General features: G+C 71.7%; 15 protein-coding genes. 7 read left to right on the top strand and 8 right to left on the bottom strand.

Annotated features, from left to right (window positions below):
* Positions 1-51 precede the first annotated feature (51 nt).
* From AC07CM_RS08010 to iolC, 6 genes are all read right to left on the bottom strand, one after another.
* Positions 52-1,464, bottom strand: coding sequence for an APC family permease (locus tag AC07CM_RS08010; RefSeq protein ID WP_478875482.1), 1,413 nt, complete (start codon positions 1,462-1,464; stop codon positions 52-54).
* A 391-nt stretch (positions 1,465-1,855) separates the two neighbouring features.
* The gene (gene mmsA, locus AC07CM_RS08015; protein ID WP_478875483.1) at positions 1,856-3,358 is read right to left on the bottom strand and encodes a CoA-acylating methylmalonate-semialdehyde dehydrogenase; all 1,503 of its coding nucleotides are present in this window, start codon (positions 3,356-3,358) and stop codon (positions 1,856-1,858) included.
* Between the two features lie 16 nt (positions 3,359-3,374).
* Positions 3,375-5,261 carry a 3D-(3,5/4)-trihydroxycyclohexane-1,2-dione acylhydrolase (decyclizing) gene (iolD, locus tag AC07CM_RS08020; RefSeq protein WP_478875484.1) on the bottom strand — a complete coding sequence of 629 codons (1,887 nt, stop codon included), beginning with the start codon at positions 5,259-5,261 and terminating at the stop codon, positions 3,375-3,377.
* Entirely contained in the window at positions 5,258-6,082 is an 825-nt protein-coding gene (gene iolB, locus AC07CM_RS08025; protein WP_478875485.1) for a 5-deoxy-glucuronate isomerase, read from the bottom strand. Before iolB ends, iolD begins: the two co-directional genes overlap by 4 nt.
* Before the next feature lie 7 nt (positions 6,083-6,089).
* On the bottom strand, positions 6,090-6,974 hold the full coding sequence (locus tag AC07CM_RS08030) for a Cgl0159 family (beta/alpha)8-fold protein (RefSeq protein WP_478875745.1): 885 nt from the start codon (positions 6,972-6,974) through the stop codon (positions 6,090-6,092).
* 59 nt (positions 6,975-7,033) lie between these two features.
* Positions 7,034-7,984: a 5-dehydro-2-deoxygluconokinase gene (gene iolC, locus AC07CM_RS08035; RefSeq protein ID WP_478875486.1), complete on the bottom strand. Its 951-nt coding sequence runs from the start codon at positions 7,982-7,984 to the stop codon at positions 7,034-7,036.
* Positions 7,985-8,135: 151 nt separating this feature from the next.
* On the opposite strand from iolC, the gene AC07CM_RS08040 reads away from it, so the two are divergent.
* The 3 genes from AC07CM_RS08040 to AC07CM_RS08050 all read left to right on the top strand — a co-directional run bounded on the left by AC07CM_RS08040 (position 8,136) and on the right by AC07CM_RS08050 (position 10,433).
* Entirely contained in the window at positions 8,136-9,050 is a 915-nt protein-coding gene (locus AC07CM_RS08040) for a sugar phosphate isomerase/epimerase family protein (RefSeq protein WP_478875487.1), read from the top strand.
* Positions 9,051-9,591: 541 nt separating this feature from the next.
* The gene (locus AC07CM_RS08045; protein WP_478875488.1) at positions 9,592-9,792 is read left to right on the top strand and encodes a helix-turn-helix transcriptional regulator; all 201 of its coding nucleotides are present in this window, start codon (positions 9,592-9,594) and stop codon (positions 9,790-9,792) included.
* 77 nt (positions 9,793-9,869) lie between these two features.
* Positions 9,870-10,433, top strand: coding sequence for a GNAT family N-acetyltransferase (locus tag AC07CM_RS08050; RefSeq protein ID WP_478875489.1), 564 nt, complete (start codon positions 9,870-9,872; stop codon positions 10,431-10,433).
* On the opposite strand, the gene AC07CM_RS08055 is transcribed toward AC07CM_RS08050, so the two are convergent.
* Positions 10,414-11,457 (bottom strand): zinc-dependent alcohol dehydrogenase family protein, encoded by a 1,044-nt coding sequence (locus tag AC07CM_RS08055; RefSeq protein WP_478875490.1) that lies wholly within the window; start codon positions 11,455-11,457, stop codon positions 10,414-10,416. The genes AC07CM_RS08050 and AC07CM_RS08055 overlap by 20 nt on opposite strands.
* Before the next feature lie 31 nt (positions 11,458-11,488).
* Positions 11,489-13,711 carry an MMPL family transporter gene (locus AC07CM_RS08060; protein ID WP_478875491.1) on the bottom strand — a complete coding sequence of 741 codons (2,223 nt, stop codon included), beginning with the start codon at positions 13,709-13,711 and terminating at the stop codon, positions 11,489-11,491.
* A 161-nt stretch (positions 13,712-13,872) separates the two neighbouring features.
* Between AC07CM_RS08060 and AC07CM_RS08065 the strand changes: the two genes are divergently transcribed.
* The 4 genes from AC07CM_RS08065 (at position 13,873) to AC07CM_RS08080 (ending at position 18,263) form a co-directional block, all read left to right on the top strand.
* Positions 13,873-14,520 (top strand): TetR/AcrR family transcriptional regulator, encoded by a 648-nt coding sequence (locus AC07CM_RS08065; RefSeq protein ID WP_478875492.1) that lies wholly within the window; start codon positions 13,873-13,875, stop codon positions 14,518-14,520.
* Positions 14,521-14,617: 97 nt separating this feature from the next.
* Complete coding sequence (locus tag AC07CM_RS08070; protein ID WP_478875493.1) at positions 14,618-15,568, top strand: PrsW family intramembrane metalloprotease; 951 nt, start codon at positions 14,618-14,620, stop codon at positions 15,566-15,568.
* 74 nt (positions 15,569-15,642) lie between these two features.
* On the top strand, positions 15,643-15,882 hold the full coding sequence (locus AC07CM_RS08075) for a heavy-metal-associated domain-containing protein (RefSeq protein ID WP_478875494.1): 240 nt from the start codon (positions 15,643-15,645) through the stop codon (positions 15,880-15,882).
* Positions 15,883-16,007: 125 nt separating this feature from the next.
* Positions 16,008-18,263, top strand: coding sequence for a heavy metal translocating P-type ATPase (locus AC07CM_RS08080; protein ID WP_478875495.1), 2,256 nt, complete (start codon positions 16,008-16,010; stop codon positions 18,261-18,263).
* Positions 18,264-18,488: the final 225 nt, after the last annotated feature.

Here is an 18,488-nt window from a genome sequence, read left to right on the forward strand (position 1 = left end):
GCGGGCGGCGAGGGCGAGGGGACGTGCGTGGTGCTGACGTGGGAGTTCTGATTACGCCTGCGCGTCCTCCGGGATGGACACCAGCCAGCGGGTGTCGCGGCGGGGGCGGAGGTAGAAGGCCCAGTAGAGCGTGGCGACCGCGGTGATGCCGCCGGTCCACAGCAGGTACGTCGGGTCCTGCTCCACGAGGATGTAGACGAGGACCGCGATGAGCAGGACCGGCATCGCGGGCCACAGCGGCATCCGCCAGGCGGGCGTGTGCTTGTGGGCGCCGCGGCGGGCCAGCAGGGCGGCGACCGCAACCAGCAGGTACATGCCCGTCACCGAGACGCCGGTGACGCCGTAGAGGGTGTCCAGGTTGACGAAGCAGAGCAGCGCGCCGGGCACGCCGACCGCGAGCGTGGCGACCCAGGGGGAGCCGAAGCGGCCGAGCTTGGAGAAGACGGAGTTGACCGGGCCGGGCCAGGCCTTGTCGCGGGCGGAGGCGAACAGGACGCGGGAGTTCTGGATGACCATGACGATGCCCGCGTTGATGATCGCGAGGGCCACGCAGAGGCTGACGAACGTGCCGACCGCGGAGTTGGACCAGGCGGTGACCATGGAGCTGATGTCGCCGCCGGTCAGCTCCTTGAGGTCGGAAGCGCCCATGGTGATGGCGGCGACCGGGACCAGGATGACCACGGTGGAGATGGCGAGGGTGGCCAGCACCGTGCGGGCGACGTTGCGGCGGGGGTGCTCCAGCTCCTCGGAGAGGTAGACGGCGGTCGAGAAGCCCTGGGTGACGAAGAGGGCGATCGCGAGACCGGAGACGACCAGCATGGCCGTCACGGTGTCCGTGTGCCCGTGCGCGCCGGCCACCTGCATGGAGACCATGCTGCCCACACCGCGGTGGCCGTGGGTGAAGCCGAGGAGGGCGACGACACCGGCGGCGACGACCTCCAGGACCAGGAAGATGCCGGTGATCCAGGCGTTGGCGCGCAGGTCGAGCAGGCCGGCGAGGGTGGCGAGCAGCATCACGCCGGCGCCGGTCATCGCGGGATCGAGGTGCACTATCGGGGCCAGGTAGTCGGCGGTGCCCATCGCGATGACGGGCGGCACGATCATGACGACCAGCAGGGACAGCACGAAGACGAGCCAGCCCGCGAGGCGGCCGGCCATCGTCGACACCATGGCGTACTCGCCGCCCGCGCTGGGGATGAGGGTGCCCAGCTCGGAGTAGCAGAACGCCACGGCGATACAGAGGAGGGAGCCGATGGCGATCGTCAGGGCGGTCGCGGTGCCGAGGGAGCCGAAGAGGTCGGGCACCACCACGAAGAGCGTGGAGGCGGGTGTGACGCACGAAAGGGTCAGCAGGGTGCCGCCGACTACCCCGATGGAACGCTTGAGCTTCTGAGGGCTGCCGGCGGCCTCGGTGACGGCTGCCTCGACAGAGCCTGTCTCGACGGGGCGGAGCGTGTCGGTCATGCGGCGGAATCCGATCGACTCGTGCGACTGAGGGTGGGCTCGGGAGCGCTATCGCCTCCGGGCGGCTCGTCGTGCGTTCGTTTCGTCCGCTCCCGGCGCTGCATAGGGAACCCCGACGAAAACCGCCGCGTCAATGGCCGTTTACCTTCGGAATCCGCACCCCTGAAGCAATCGACGCCACATCACTTTCTTAGGTCACAGCGCCTTATGGAGGCATCCATCAAGCTCATGCAACATGTGACCTTGCTTTCCAAGGAAATTGGGCGGCACCTCCTTCATCATCCGATTGATCCCTCAAGAACGGGAACCGCAGCGAAGGCTTCAAAAAAATGTCAGGCCGTCCGGTATCCGGACGGCCTGACGGAAGCCGGAGATGACCTCCGGGTGACACTCAGTGGTTGCGCGGGAACCCGAGGTCCACGCCCGCGGGGGCGTCGGCGGGGTCGGGCCAGCGGGTGGTGACGACCTTGCCGCGGGTGTAGAAGTGCGTACCGTCGTTGCCGTAGATGTGGTGGTCGCCGAAGAGCGAGTCCTTCCAGCCACCGAAGGAGTGGTAGCCGACCGGCACCGGGATCGGGACGTTCACGCCGACCATGCCGGCCTCGATCTCCAGCTGGAAGCGGCGGGCGGCGCCGCCGTCCCGGGTGAAGATCGCGGTGCCGTTGCCGAACGGCGAGGCGTTGATGAGGGCCACGCCGTCCTCGTAGGTGTCGACGCGCAGCACGCACAGCACCGGGCCGAAGATCTCGTCCTGGTACGCCTTCGCGGACGTGGGCACCTTGTCGAGCAGCGAGATGCCGATCCAGTGGCCGTCCTCGAAGCCCTCGACGGTGTAACCGGTGCCGTCGAGCACGACCTCGGCGCCCTCGGCCGCCGCGCCCTCGACGTAGGAGGCCACCTTGTCGCGGTGGACCTTCGTGATCAGCGGGCCCATCTCGGAGGTGGGGTCGTCGCCGGGACCGATCTTGATCTTCTCGGCGCGCTCACGGATCTTGTCGACCAGCTCGTCGCCGATGGAGCCGACCGCCACGACCGCGGAGATGGCCATGCAGCGCTCGCCCGCCGAGCCGTACGCCGCCGAGACCGCGGCGTCGGCCGCCGCGTCCAGGTCGGCGTCCGGCAGGACCAGCATGTGGTTCTTGGCGCCGCCGAGGGCCTGGACGCGCTTGCCGTTCGCGGAGGCCGTGGTGTGGATGTAGCGGGCGATCGGGGTCGAGCCGACGAAGGAGACGGCCTTGACGTCCGGGTGCTCCAGGAGGCGGTCCACGGCCACCTTGTCGCCGTGCACGACGTTGAAGACGCCGTCGGGCAGACCGGCCTCGGCCAGCAGCTCGGCGATCTTGATCGCTGCCGACGGGTCCTTCTCGGACGGCTTCAGCACGAAGGTGTTGCCGGTCGCGATGGCGATCGGGAACATCCACATCGGGACCATCGCCGGGAAGTTGAACGGCGTGATGCCGGCGACGACACCGAGCGGCTGGCGGATCGCCGCCACGTCGACCCGGTTGGCCACCTGCGTGGACAGCTCGCCCTTCAGCTGGACGTTGATGCCGCAGGCCAGGTCGACGATCTCCAGGCCACGCGCGACCTCGCCGAGCGCGTCGGAGTGCACCTTGCCGTGCTCGGCGGTGATCAGCTCCGCGATGGCGTCCCGGTTGGCGTCGAGCAGCGCCCGGAACTTGAAGAGGATCGAGGTCCGCTGGGCCAGCGAGGACTGGCCCCAGGTCGCGAAGGCGTCCTTGGCCGTCGCGACGGCCGCGTCCACCTCCTCGACCGACGCGAACGCGACCTTGGTGGTGACCGCGCCGGTCGCCGGGTCCGTGACCGGCCCGTACGTACCCGACGCGCCTTCGACGGTCTTGCCGCCGATCCAGTGGTTGACGATCTTCGTCATGCCCAGAGACTCCTTATTACAGATGGCGGCGTCGGGTCGAGACGTGCCGTTCGTACAGCTCTCGTGCCTTGACCGCGGACGATCGGGTCGCGGTCTCGGCCACAGGAACATCCCACCAGGCCTGCGCCGGAGGCGCGCCCGACACAGTGTCGGACGTTTCGGTCTCCACGTAGACACATGTGGGAGTGTCGGCGGCCCGCGCCTCGGCGAGCGCCGCGCGCAGGTCCCGTACGGTCTTCGCGCGCAGCACCCGCATGCCGAGGCTGGCCGCGTTGGCGGCGAGGTCGACGGGCAGCGGGGAGCCGGTGAAGGTGCCGTCGTTCGAGGTGAAGCGGTAGGCGGTGCCGAACCGCTCGCCGCCCACGGACTCCGAGAGCCCGCCGATGGACGCGTACCCGTGGTTCTGCACCAGCAAAATCTTGATCGCGATGCGCTCCTGCACGGCGGTCACGATCTCCGTCGGCATCATCAGGTACGTACCGTCGCCGACCAGCGCCCACACGTTCCGCTCGGGAGCGGCGAGCTTCACCCCGATGGCGGCCGGGATCTCGTAGCCCATGCAGGAGTAGCCGTACTCCAGGTGGTACTGGTCGTACGACCGCGCCCGCCACAGCTTGTGCAGGTCGCCGGGGAGCGAGCCGGCCGCGTTGATGATGATGTCCGACTCGTCCACCAGGGCGTCGAGGACACCGATGACCTGCGGCTGGGAAGGCCTGACGTCCGGTTCGTCCGCCTCGAAGCAGGCGTCGACGCGCTGCTCCCAGCGCTCCTTGTCCTCGGTGTACTCGGTGACGTAGGAGTCGGCGACCCGGTGCCCGTGCATCACCAGCGCCTCGGTCAGCTCGCCCAGGCCGCTGCGGGCGTCCGCGACCAGCGGCAGCCCCGCCAGCTTGTGGCCGTCGTAGGGCGCGATGTTGAGGTTGAGGAAACGGACGTCCGGGTTCTCGAAGAGGGTGCCGGAGGCGGTGGTGAAGTCGGTGTAGCGGGTGCCCACGCCGATCACCAGGTCCGCGGTGCGGGCCAGCTCGTCGGCGGTCGCGGTGCCCGTGTGGCCGACGCCGCCGACGTCCTGCGGGTGGTCGTAACGCAGGGAGCCCTTGCCGGCCTGGGTGGAGGCGACCGGTATGCGGGTGGCCTCCGCGAACTCGGCGAGGGCCGCCTCGGCACGGCTGTGGTGGACTCCGCCGCCGGCGACGACCAGGGGCCTGCGGGCGGCCCGGACCGCCCGGACCGCCTCGGCGAGCTCGGTGGGGTCGGCTCCCGGCCGCCGTACGGTCCACACCCGCTCGGCGAAGAACTCCTCGGGCCAGTCGTACGCCTCCGCCTGCACGTCCTGCGGCAGGGCGAGGGTGACCGCACCGGTCTCCAGGGGGTCGGTGAGGACCCGCATCGCCTGCAGCGCGCTGGGGATCAGGGCCTCGGGCCGGGTGATCCGGTCGAAGTACCTCGACACCGGGCGCAGGGTGTCGTTGACCGACACGTCTCCCGCGTAGGGCACCTCCAGCTGCTGCAGCACCGGATCGGCGGGGCGGGTGGCGAAGACGTCGCCGGGCAGCAGCAGGACCGGCAGGTGGTTGATGGTCGCGAGGGCGGCGCCGGTGACCAGGTTGGTGGCGCCCGGGCCGATGGAGGTGGTCACCGCATGGGTGGACAGCCGGTTCGACTGGCGGGCGTGGCCGACCGCCGCGTGCACCATGGACTGCTCGTTGCGGCCCTGGTGGTACGGCATGACGTCGGCGTACTCGATCAGCGCCTGGCCGAGGCCGGCCACGTTGCCGTGCCCGAAGATGCCCCAGGTGGCGCCGATCAGGCGCCGCCGCTCGCCGTCGCGTTCGGTGTACTGGGCGGCGAGGAAGCGTACGAGTGCCTGAGCGACCGTGAGCCTCGTCGTCGAGGTCGTCATCGGTACCCCCCTGTGCTTTCTACGTGGTCCGGGTGGAAACAGATCCGCCACTCCCGGGTCTCACCGGGCCCGGCCATGACGTTCAGGTAGTACATGGCGTGGCCGGGCTGGGCGATCGACGGGCCGTGCCAGCCGTCGGGGACGAGGACGGCGTCGCCGGAGCGGACCTCGGCGAGGACGTCGGAACCGCCCTCACGCGAGGGGAATACGCGCTGATATCCGAGACCGTTCTGGCCGTCGATCTCGAAGTAGTAGATCTCCTCGAGCTCGGACTCCTCGCCCGGCCGGTGCTCGTCGTGCTTGTGCGGCGGGTAGGAGGACCAGTTTCCGCCGGGGGTGATCACCTCGACGGCGATCAGCCTGTCGCAGTCGAAGGAGTCGGCGGAGGCGAAGTTGCGCACGCGGCGGGCGCAGGTGCCGCTGCCGCGCTCCTCGACGGGGACCTCCGGCGCGGGGCCGTAGCGGGCGGGGAGTCGTCGCTCGCACTTCGCTCCTGCCAGGGCGAAGCGGCCTCCCGCGCCGGAGGCGATCTGGACCCGGGCGTCCCGGGGCGCGTACGCGAAGTCGGAGACGTCCGCGAACACGCTTTCCCGGCCCAGGAGTTGAAACTCGTTTTCCTCAATTTGTACGGTACATCCGCCTTGTAGCGGAAGTACGATCCATTCACTGTCCCCGGTGGTGAACGTATGCGTACCCCCTGGTGTCAACTCCAGGACACGCAGGCTGCTGTGCGTCCAGCCGGCCCCCTCGGGGCCGATGTCGACGGCGTACCGGGCGTTCGCGGTGGCGCCCCGGGGCAGGTGCAGGTCGGTGCTGGTCATGCGGCCCTCACAGCAGTCCTACGGCGGTGTCCACGGCGGCGGCCACATCGCCGTCCGCCGGGTACAGCAGCGAGCGGCCGACCACCAGGCCGCGCACGGTGGGCAGTTCGAGCGCGCCGCGCCACTTCTCGTAGGCGGCGACCTGATCCTCCGGGGAGTCGCCGATGTCGCCGCCGAGCAGCACCGCCGGCAGGGTGGAGGTCTCCATGACCCGGGCCATGTCGTCGGGGTTCTCGGTGACCGGCACCTTCAGCCAGGTGTAGGCCGAGGAGCCGCCGAGCCCGGAGGCGATGGCGATGGACCTGGTGACCGCTTCGGCGGACAGGTCGTTCCGCAGCCTTCCCCCGGCGGTGCGGCGGCTGATGAACGGTTCCACGAAGACCGGGAGCCGGCGCGCGGCCATGTCGTCGATGGCGCGGGCGGTGGACTCCAGGGTGGTCAGGGAGCCCGGGTCGTCGTAGTCGATGCGCAGCAGCAGCTTGCCGGCGTCGAACCCGAGGCGCTGTATGTCCTCGGGGCGGTGGCCGGTGAAGCGGTCGTCCAGCTCGAAGCTGGCGCCCTGCAGCCCGCCGCGGTTCATGGAGCCCATGACGACCTTGTGGTCGAGGGCGCCGAGCAGCAGCAGGTCGTCCAGGATGTCGGCGGTGGCGAGGACGCCGTCGACGCCGGGCCGGGACAGCGCGAGGCACAGGCGTTCCAGCAGGTCGGCGCGGTTGGCCATGGCGAGTCTGCGGTCGCCGACGCCGAGCGCGCCACGGGCCGGGTGGTCGGCGGCGACGATCATCAGCCGGCCGTTGTCGCCGAGCAGCGGGCGGCGGGCCCGGCGGGCGGCCGCCTCGGCGATCGCCTCGGGGTGGTGGGTGCGGATCCGGACCAGCTCGGCGACGTCCACGCGGCCCTGTCGGGCCCCGTCCCCGCCCTCGGTGTGCGCGCCCGCCACGCGGCCGGCCCTCACAGCACCGCTCCGGCCTCGAGCGCGGCGGCCACCTCGTCGGGGGTGGGCATCGCGGAGGAGCACTCCAGGCGGGAGGCGACGATGGCGCCGGCCGCGTTGGCGTGCCGCATGATCGTCTCCAGGTCCCAGCCTTCCAGCAGTCCGTGGCAGAGGGAGCCGCCGAAGGCGTCACCGGCGCCGAGTCCGTTGAGGACGGTGACCGGCAGCGGCGGCACCTCCACCGACTCGCCCTTCCGGTCGACGGCGAGGACACCCTTGGGTCCCTGCTTGACCACGGCGATCTCGACCCCGGCGGCCAGCAGGGCGCGGGCCGCCGCCTGGGGTTCGCGCACTCCGGTGGCGACCTCCACCTCGTCCAGGTTGCCGACGGCCACCGTGGTGTGGCGCAGGGCCTCGGCGTAGAAGGGGCGGGCCTCGTCGGGGTGGGCCCAGAACATGGGCCGCCAGTCGAGGTCGAAGACAGTCGTACCGGACTTGGCGCGGTGGGCGAGTGCGGCGAGCGTCGCCGTACGGCTCGGTTCCTCGCTCAGGCCGGTGCCGGTGACCCAGAAGACGCGGGCGTCCCGGACGGCGTCCAGGTCCAGCTCGTCGGCGTGGATCTCCAGGTCCGGCGCCTTGGGCTGCCGGTAGAAGTAGAGCGGGAAGTCGTCCGGCGGGAAGACCTCGCAGAAGGTGACCGGGGTGGGCAGTCCGGCCACCGGGGTGACCCAGCGGTCGTCGACGCCGAAGCCGCGCAGGGCCTCGTGCAGATAGGCCCCGAACGGGTCGGCGCCGGTGCGGGTGATGACGGCGGTGGCGCGGCCGAGCCGGGCCGCGGCCACCGCGACGTTCGTCGCCGACCCGCCGAGGAACTTGCCGAAGGACGACACCTGGGCGAGCGGGACGCCGGTTTGCAGCGGGTAGAGATCCACTCCGATCCGTCCCATGGTGATCAGGTCGTACGCCATCGGCTTCCCTTCTGCGCTGTCCGGTCCGCCCTCCGGGGCGCACGGCTCTCCCCGGCTTTCTAGCCCCGTCCGCAGAGCCCTGTCAATATTTTGTCCAGACATTCGGACGAGAGCTTGACACCGCTTTCCGCGGCCCCGCACGCTGACGGCCATGACGTCCTTGGCACCCTCCTCACTCTCCCGTATCCGGATCGGATCGGCGCCCGACTCCTGGGGCGTGTGGTTCCCGGACGACCCACGGCAGGTCCCCTGGCAGCGCTTCCTCGACGAGGTCGCCGGCTCCGGCTACGAGTGGATCGAACTGGGCCCCTACGGCTATCTGCCGACCGATCCGGCGGTGCTCACCGAGGAGATCGCCCGGCGTGGGCTGAAGGTGTCGGCCGGCACCGTCTTCACGGGGCTGCACCACGGCGCCGACGTGTGGGACCGGACCTGGGCGCACGTCTCCGACATCGCCGCCCTGACCCGGGCGATGGGCGCCCGCCATCTGGTCGTCATCCCGTCCTTCTGGCGGGACGACAAGACCGGTGAGGTGCTGGAGCCCGACACGCTGACCCCCGAGCAGTGGCGGAACCTCACCTCGCTGACCGAGCGCCTCGGCCGCGAGGTGCGGGAGCGGTACGGCCTCACCATCGTCGTCCACCCGCACGCCGACACCCACATCGACAGCGAGGAGAACGTCACCCGCTTCCTCGACGGCACGGACTCCGACCTGGTGTCGCTGTGCCTGGACACCGGGCACTACGCGTACTGCGGCGGGGACAGCGTCAAGCTGATCGAGACCTACGGCGAGCGGATCGGCTATCTGCACCTGAAGCAGGTGGACCCACAGATCCTGGCCGACGTGCGCGCGCAGGGCACGCCGTTCGGTCCGGCGGTCGCCCGGGGGGTGATGTGCGAACCGCCGACCGGGGTGCCGGAACTGGGGCCGGTGCTTCAGGCGGCGCAACGTCTGGACGTCGACCTGTTCGCGATCGTGGAGCAGGACATGTACCCCTGCGAGCCGGACGCTCCGCTGCCGATCGCGCGGCGGACGCGGGCGTTCCTCCGGTCGTGCGGGGCGTAGGAGCGCCTGCGCGTGCGCCGGCTTCCCGGGGCCCGGAGTACGACGGCTCGGTCGAGGACCGGCTGAGCCCGGCGGGGCGGGATCAACCGGCCCACTGGGCGCGCCCGTTGCCCGCCGAGCCGCTCGGCCGGCTGACCAGCCGGACGCGGCGCGGCGAACGGGGATCAAGCACGTCGAGGACGGGGAGCTGCGCAGCGCGGTGAGCCTGCAGGGCGGGTACCGCCCGGCGTCGGAGTCCGGCCGCGAACTCGAGGGAACGGTGGGCGAGATGGCCGCGACGGGGCGAATCCGGCCGGTCCTGTCACCACGCCCGCCCGCGTGTCGGCGTACGCCTTTGCTGCGGGCGTGTCACAAACACCTCTCTCCTGTCACACATGTCGCGCCTACGCGGGTTCTCGGTCACACCCGCTCGACAGCCACTTTCCTGCGATCACTCTGCGTCGTTCACCGGGCACAGGCTTGGTGATCGCCAGCGCAGCGCCCGGCTCCCCCGACGGCCGCCCCCGGCCGCCGCCGCGGCGCGCGCGGGGAGGTACGACGTATGACCGACCGAAAGCTCTGGTCCTACAAGGAGATCGCGGCACACATCCGGGTGCAGCCGGACACCGTGCGGTCCTACCGCAAGCATGGTCTGCTGCCTCCACCCGACCATGTGGAGAGCGGCAAGCCCTACTGGTACGCCGAAACCGTCCGCACCTGGGTCGCCTCCCGCCCCGGCAACCGCGGCAGAAGAGGGGGCTGACCGGCCGGACACGGCCGCCGAGGCGCCTCCCGGAAAAGGACCTGTGCCCCACCGGACGCGTGGGGCACAGTCGTCCCATGAGCTTCTCCGTCAAACCGGTCCTGACCGGCCGGAAGGCCGTCCTGCGGCCCTTCACCGAGGCCGACGCCGATGTCATGTGGGAGATCGTCACCGACCCCGAGGTCGTCCGCTTCACCTTCGAGCCGTCGACCGATCTGACGCCGGAACGGCTGCGGTCCTGGTACGGCTCCCGGGCCACCGCTCCCGACCGTCTCGACCTGGCCGTCACCGATCCCGCGAGCGGTGAGGTGCTGGGCGAGGTCGTCCTGTACGAGTACGACCCGGCCGCCCGCAGCTGCGCCTTCCGCACACTCATCGGCCCGCGTGGCCGCGGTCGCGGTGTCGGCACCGGGGCCACCCGGCTGATCGTCGCCCACGGGTTCGAGGAACTCGGGCTGCACCGGATCGAGTTGGCCGCCTACGCCCACAACCGGCGGGCCCTGCGCGTCTACGAGAAGGTCGGCTTCGTGGTCGAGGGCGTACGGCGGGAGGTGCAGCGACGGGACGGTGAGTGGGCCGACGAGGTGATCATGGCGATACTCGACCGTGAGTGGGCCGCGCTCAGCGCCACGGCTCGATGACCGTGACCCCGGCCCCCGGTGTCGTACCCATGCCGGCGAGGGCCTCCGGGGCCGCGTCGAGCGGGATCGTCCGGGTCACCAGCAGGTCGGGGCGGAGCGCTCCCGTCCTGACCAGCTCCAGCATCCCCGGATAGGCGTGGGCGGCCATGCCGTGGCTGCCGAGGAGTTCGAGTTCCAGGGCGATGGCACGGGCCAGCGGGACGGGGGTGGTGCCGTCCGCCGAGGGCAGCAGGCCCACCTGGACGTGCCGGCCGCGGCGGCGCAGGGAGCCGACGGAGGCCGCGCAGGTGGCGGGCGAGCCGAGGGCGTCGAGGGAGAGGTGGGCCCCGCCGCCGGTCAGCTCCCGGACGGCCGCCGCCGTGTCGGACACGCCGGTCGCGTCCACGCACTCCGCCGCGCCGAACTTCCGCGCCAGGTCGAGGGCCTGGGACGACACGTCGACTGCGACCACGCGGGCCCCGGAGGCCGCCGCGATCATCACCGCCGACAGCCCGACCCCGCCGCAGCCGTGCACCGCGACCCACTCCCCCGCCGCCGCCCGGCCCTGCTGCACCACCGCGCGGAAGGCGGTGGCGAAGCGGCAGCCGAGGGCCGCGGCCGTGGTGTACGCCATTCCGTCCGGGATCGCGACCAGGTTCACATCGGCGTGGTCGAGGGCCACGTACTGGGCGAAGGAGCCCCAGTGGTGAAAGCCGGGCTGGGTCTGGCGCTCGCACACCTGCTGGTCGCCGGCCGCGCAGGCGGGGCAGCTGCCGCAGGCGCAGACGAAGGGCACGGTGACCCGGTCACCGGGCCGCCGGCCGATCACCCGGGCGCCCACCGCCTCGACCACACCGGCGAGTTCGTGCCCCGGCACATGCGGCAGCGTGATGTCCGGGTCGTGTCCCATCCAGCCGTGCCAGTCACTGCGGCACAGCCCGGTCGCCTCGACCCGGACCACGACACCGTGCTCGGCGGGCTCCGGGTCCGGCACCTCCCGGACCCCGGCAAGCTCCCCGTACTGCTCGAACACGACGGCCCTCATGGGCGCAACCCTCGCACGGAAGCCGCCCGCCTCACACCCCCGCCGTCTCCTTCACCTCCGCGGGCGCGGCCGGCTCGCCCTCGCTCAGGCCGAACCGCCGGTGGAAGCGGCGCAGCGGAGCCGGTGCCCACCAGGTGGCGCGGCCTGTGAGCCGCATGATCGCCGGGACCAGGAGGCTGCGTACGACCATCGCGTCCATCAGCACCGCGAGCGCGATGCCGAGGCCCAGCATCTTGGTGTTGGTCACCCGGGAGGTGCCGATGGCGACCATCACCACCGCGAGGATGACCGCCGCCGCGGTGATCAGCCCGCCGGTGCGCTGCAGCCCGTGGCGGACCGCCTCGTTGTGGTCGCCGGTGCGGTCGTACTCCTCCTTGATGCGCGAGAGTAGGAACACGCCGTAGTCCATGGAGAGACCGAAGGCCACGCAGAACATGAGGACGGGCAGGGTGGTCTCGACCGAGCCGGAGCTGGTGAAGCCGAGCGCGTCCGAGAGGTGGCCGTCCTGGAACACCCAGACCACCGCGCCGAACATCGCCGTCAGGCTGAGCGCGTTGAGCACCACGGCCTGCAGGGGTATCAGCACGCTGCCGGTGAGCAGGAAGACCAGCAGCAGGGTGACGATCGCGATGAACGCACCCGCCCAGGGCAGGCGTTCGCCTATCGCGTGCTTGGTGTCGACCAGGACGGCGGCGGTGCCGGTCACCTTGGTGTCGAAGGGGGCCTTCAGCTCGCGCAGGTCACCGACCAGGCGCTGGGCGGCGCTGTCCACGGCCTCGCCCCTGGGCTGCACGGTGAAGTAGGCCGTGTCGCCCTTGACCAGCGGGCCGTCGACCCGGTCCACCTCGGACAGGGCGGCCACCCGCCCCTTGTAGTCGGCGTACTGCTTCTCGGTGGCCCTGCCCTCGGCGAGGACCTCCAGGCCGCCCCCGGGGCTGCCCGGGAAGCCGTCCCGGATGTGCTGCTGCACCACGTGCGACTCGGCGCCCGACGGCAGCTGGCGGTCGTCGGCGGTGCCGAACTTCACGCCCATGAAGGGCAGTCCGAGGATCACCAGCAGGGCGGCGGTGCCGAGTGCGAAGAACGGGGCGCGGCGCATCACCAGCGTGGCCGCCCGGGCCCAGGCCGTGCCCTCGGTGCCCGACGGCCTCGGCTCTCGGCCCCTTCTCAGCAGACGGCGCAGATCGAGGGAGTTGACCCGGTGACCGAGCAGGATCAGGGCCGCCGGGAGCAGGATCAGGGCGGCCGCCGCGGCGAGCAGGACCACGGCGATGCCCGCGTAGGCGAAGGACCGCAGGAAGTACTGCGGGAAGACCATCATGGCGGCCAGGGAGACCGCGACGGTGAGGGCCGAGAACAGGACGGTGCGGCCGGCCGTGCGCAGTGTCGTGGCGACCGCGGTCAACGGGTCGGCTCCCGTGGACAGTTCCTCGCGGTAGCGGCGGACGATGAAGAGGGCGTAGTCGATGGCGAGGCCGAGGCCGAGGGCCGTGGTGAGGTTCAGCGCGAAGACCGAGACGTCGGTGAAGGACGTCAGGCCGCGCAGCACGGCGTTGGTGCCGAGGATCGCGACGACGCCGATGCCCAGGGGAAGCAGGGCCGCGACGGCACTGCCGAAGACCATGACCAGCAGGACCAGTGTGATCGGCAGGGCGATCATCTCGGCGCGGGTGAGGTCCTCCTTGATGATCGTCTGCATCTCGTGCCGTACCGCGACGATGCCGCCGACCTTCACCCGGACCGGGCCGTGCGTCCCCCGGTAGTGGGGCGCTATGCGGTCCAGGGTGCTGCCCATCGCGTTCTCGTCGCCGGTGATGCGGGCGGCGATCAGCGCCTCGTGGCCGTCCTTGGCGCGCAGGGCGGGGGCCGCCGAGGGAGCGGCCTGCCAGTAGGAGCCGACACCGGTCACGCCCTTCTCCCTGGCCAGCCGGCCGGCCAGGCGCCGGGCCTCGGCGGCGACCGCCGGGTCGTCGACCGAGGCGCGGCCGGAGTCCACCAGAAGGAGCAGGTTGGGCTGGGAGCCGGGGAACTCGCGCTCCAGCGCCTTGGTCGCGTACGTCGACTCGGCGGCCGGGTCCTCCCAGCCGCCGCTGCCCAGATGGTCCGCGACCCCGCTGCCGGCAAGCACGGCGAGCGCGGTGAGCACGAGGGCCACCAGCAGCGACAGGCGCGGGCGGGCGGTGACGAATCGGGTCCAGCCGCCGGGCCGGGGTGGTCCGTCCCCGGCCTGCGGCGCCTCGTTGACTTCGGTCATCGTGCGGTGTCCCCTTCACCGTGACCCATGTCCGTGCAGGCAGGCAGCATGGGTCGGTCATTGCCAATAGACTGACAAACACGAGAGATCGCTCGCGTTCCCCAAGAATGCGAGCGACCGCTCGCGTTTGTCAATCGCCTTCGAAGGGCTGGGGATAACGCGTGTCCGACACCTCGGAGACCTCGGAGAAGGAACAGCCGCGCCGCCGCCAGGCGCGCGGTGAACGCCGTATCGCCCAACTCCTCGCCGCCGCTGCCCAGGTCTTCTGCGCCACCGGCTACACGGCCGCGAGCACCAACGCCATCGCCCGGGAGGCGGGGGTCTCACCCGGCACGCTGTACCAGTTCTTCCCGAACAAGGAAGCGATCGCGATCGAGCTGGGCGACCGGCTCGTGCACGAGATGCGGGAGACCTACGGCGAGGCGCTGGCCCCCGTCGACCCCGCCACACCGCTGGCGGAGGCCGTCGGCACGGCCGTCGACCGGTTCATGGCCTTCAACACCGAGCACCCGGTGTTCTTCGCGCTGATGCACGGCCCCGACATGCCGGGCGGGATCACCGAGGCGCACGACCAGCTGCACGCCACCCTGATCAGCCGCATCGAGGGGCTGCTCGCCTCCCTCCTGCCGGAGACCTCCCCGGCCCGCATCACCCGCACGGCCCATGTCTGCCTCGGCATCTACAAGGCCGGCCTGGAACTGGTCCTCGCCCACGAGGGCGACGAGCGGGCGGCCTACGTCCAGGAGGTCAAGAACGTGCTGATCCGCTACCTCGAACCCCTGGTGGGCGACCGGCTCGGCCGCGTCTGACCCCGCCCCCACCCCACGGGGTTCCCCGGACTGCGACACGGGGCGCATCTGCCTACAGTGCGGATAGATCGCCCAGCAGGAGCCCGAGGGGACCCCCGTGACCCACTCTCCGCCGCCCGGCATGCCCCGGGCCCGTATCCCGGGCCCCCAGCAGCCCCCGCCGCCCTACCCGCGCATCGGCGCGGGCCTGTGGAAGCGCTGCCTGGGCGGCGGGCTCGCCCTGTGGACGCTGACCGCGCTGGCCACATTCGCGACCCGGAACACCGCGCCGCTGCCGACCCTCGTCCTGCTCGGCGGCTTCCTGGTCCCGGTCGCCTTCGTGCTGTGGGCGTACGAGCGGCACAGCCGTGACCTGGGCGTGAGCGCGATCCTGGGCTCCTTCCTGGCCGGCGGCGCGCTCGGCGTGCTCGGCGCCTCGGCGATGGAGTCGTACCAGCTCCGACCCTCCCCGGGGATGTTCACCGGCCTCGGCCTGATCGAGGAGGCGGCCAAGCTCGGCGCGCTGGTGTTCGTGCTGCGCCGACAGCCCGGCATCCGCGGGACGCGGGCCGGGCTGGTGCTCGGCGCGGCCGTCGGCCTCGGCTTCGCGGCCATGGAGAGCTGCGGGTACGCCTTCGACGCGGCCGTCTCCGCCGAGGGCGTCGGTCTCAGGGCGCTGCTGGAGACGGAGCTCCCGCGCGAGGTGCTCGCCCCCTTCGGGCACGGCCTGTGGACGGCGATCGCGGGCGGTGCGCTGCTCTCCCAGCGCCGCCCGAACGGGCACTTCCGCCTCGCCGCGCCGGTCGTGGGCACCTACCTCGGCGTCTCCATGCTGCACGCTCTGTGGGACGCCACGCGCGGCATCGCGATCTGGCTGGTGGCCCGGCTCCTGGGCACCGGCCCGGGACCGGAGCCGTTCGCGCAGGGGTACATCCCCCGGCCCACCGCGGCGCAGGAGCATCTGTTCACGTTCCTCTCCGTCGGCGGCCTGGTACTCGTCACCCTGCTGGGCGTCGCCTGGGTGCGCTCGCTGGCACACCGGGGCTCCTCTTGGAGAAATACCCCCTAGGGGTATAGTGTGAGGAATGGAGGGGCTCCACCGTGGGCCCCACCGGCCCCACACGCCTCGACGAGGAGAACGACATGAGCGCCCAGACCGAGACTTCGGCCTCCGTCACCACCGTCTACAACGTGACCGGCATGAGCTGTGGCCACTGCGAGGGCTCCGTCTCCGGTGAGATCTCCCAGATCCCCGGCGTCAGCTCGGTCAAGGCCGTCGCGTCGACCGGTGAGGTGACCGTCGTCTCCGCGGCCCCGCTCGACGACGAGGCCGTCCGGGCCGCCGTGGACGAGGCGGGCTTCGAGCTGGCCGGCCGGGCCTGAGCGCGCAGGAACCGAGTGACCGGGCCCGCCCTCGCCCGCGGGCCCCGAAACCCTTCCCCGACCGGGCCGTGCCGACCAGCTCATACTGGATCCGTACGGTCCGGTCCGATGTCTGGAGTCCGGACATGACCAGCACCACCGCAGAGACCGGAACAGCGAGCGCGATAGGCGGCACGTCCGAGGTCGAGCTGCTCATCGGCGGGATGACCTGCGCCTCCTGCGCCGCCCGGGTGGAGAAGAAGCTCAACCGGATGGACGGCGTGAGCGCCACGGTGAACTTCGCGACGGAGAAGGCGAAGGTCAGCTTCGCCGAAGGCGTCCAGGTCGCCGACCTGATCGCGACCGTGGTGAAGACCGGCTACACCGCCGAGGAGTCCCCGCCGCCGGAGCCCGAACCCTCCCCCGAGGCCGAGGAGGGCGCCGAGCGGGATCCCGAACTCGCCGCCCTCCGGCACCGCCTGACCGTCTCCGCGCTGCTCGCCGCCCCCGTCGTCCTGCTCGCCATGGTCCCCGCGCTGCAGTTCGACAACTGGCAATGGCTCTCGCTCACCCTCGCCGCACCGGTCGTCGTCTGGGGCGGCGCGCCCTTCCACCGGGCCGCCTGGACCAATGCCCGGCACGGCGCCGCCACCATGGACACGCTGGTCTCGGTCGGCACGCTGGCCGCCTTCGGCTGGTCCCTGTGGGCGCTGTTCTTCGGCGACGCGGGCATGCCCGGCATGCACGACGAGTTCCGGTTCACCGTCTCCCGGATGGACGGCGCCTCCACCATCTATCTCGAGGTGGCCGCCGGAGTGGTCGCGCTGATCCTCCTCGGCCGCTATCTGGAGGCCCGCTCCAAGCGCCGCGCGGGCGCGGCCCTGAGAGCCCTGATGGAGCTGGGCGCCAAGGACGTCGCGGTGCTGCGGGCCGGGCGCGAGGTGCGCGTGCCGGTGGCCTCCCTGGCGGTGGGCGACCGGTTCGTCGTACGGCCCGGCGAGAAGATCGCCACCGACGGCACGGTCGTCGAGGGCGTCTCCGCGGTGGACGCTTCCATGCTGACCGGCGAGTCGGTGCCGGTGGACGTCGGCCCCGGCGACCGGGTCACCGGCGCCACGGTCAACGCGGGCGGCCGGCTGGTGGTGGAGGCGACCCGGGTCGGCGCCGACACCCAGCTCGCCCGGATGGCGAGGCTGGTGGAGGACGCGCAGAACGGCAAGGCCGAGGTGCAGCGGCTCGCCGACCGGATCTCCGCCGTCTTCGTCCCCGTGGTCATGCTCATCGCGCTCGGCACCTTCGGCGTCTGGCTGGGCGTCACCGGGGACACGGTCGCCGCGTTCACGGCCGCCGTCGCCGTGCTGATCATCGCCTGCCCCTGCGCGCTCGGCCTCGCCACGCCCACGGCGCTGATGGTCGGCACCGGCCGGGGCGCCCAGCTCGGCATCCTCATCAAGGGCCCCGAGGTGCTGGAGTCCACGCGCCGCGTGGACACCGTCGTCCTGGACAAGACCGGCACGGTCACCACCGGCCGGATGGCCCTCCAGGAGGTGTACGTCGCCGACGGCGAGGACGAGAAGCAGGTGCTGCGGCTCGCGGGCGCGCTGGAGCACGCTTCCGAGCACCCCGTCGCCCGCGCGGTCGCGGCGGGCGCCGAGGAGCGGACCGGGACCCTGCCCGGCGTCGAGCACTTCGAGAACGTGCCCGGGCGGGGCGTACGAGGGTGCGTGCAGGGCCGTGAGGTGGCCGTGGGGCGGCTCTTCGAGGTGCTGCCCGAGGAGCTGGCCCGTGCCGCACGGCAGGCCGAGCAGGAGGGCCGTACGGCCGTCACGGTGGGCTGGGACGGACGGGCCCGCGGTGTGCTCGCCGTCGCCGACGCGGTCAAGGAGACCAGCGCCGAGGCGGTGCGCGAGCTGCGCGCGCTCGGGCTCACGCCGGTGCTGCTCACCGGGGACAACCGGACGGTCGCCGAGGCCGTCGCGCGGAGCGTCGGCATCGACGAGGTGATCGCCGAGGTGCTCCCCGAGGACAAGGTGGACGTCGTACGGCGGCTGCGGGGCGAGGGACGCGCCGTGGCCATGGTCGGCGACGGCGTCAACGACGCGGCCGCGCTGGCCACCGCCGACCTGGGGCTGGCGATGGGGACCGGCACGGACGCGGCGATCGAGGCCGGCGACCTGACGCTGGTGCGCGGGGACCTCAGGGTCGCCGCGGACGCCATCAGGCTCTCCCGGCGCACCCTGGCCACCATCAAGGGCAACCTCGTGTGGGCCTTCGGCTACAACGTGGCCGCGCTGCCGCTGGCCGCCGCTGGCCTGCTGAATCCGATGATCGCGGGCGCGGCGATGGCCTTCTCCTCGGTGTTCGTGGTGACCAACAGCCTGCGGCTGCGGCGCTTCCACTGAAGTCGGCGGAGGTTACCGGGGGTTAGGTGCAGGCGAAGTGGGAGACCCCCTGGAGTCCGGCGCGAGCCTCACATAAGCTCTTCACAAGGCTCGCGCATCATCCTTACGCTTGGGCCCCGATCGTCGTATCGGGGCTCTTGCGCACCTAAGGGACATATGCAAGAGACGCAGATCACAGTGACGCGAACGTAACCATCGAAGGGGTTCGAAGGTCTAAGTTGGCGA

The sequence above is a fragment of the Streptomyces sp. NPDC044061 genome (genome assembly GCF_056434305.1).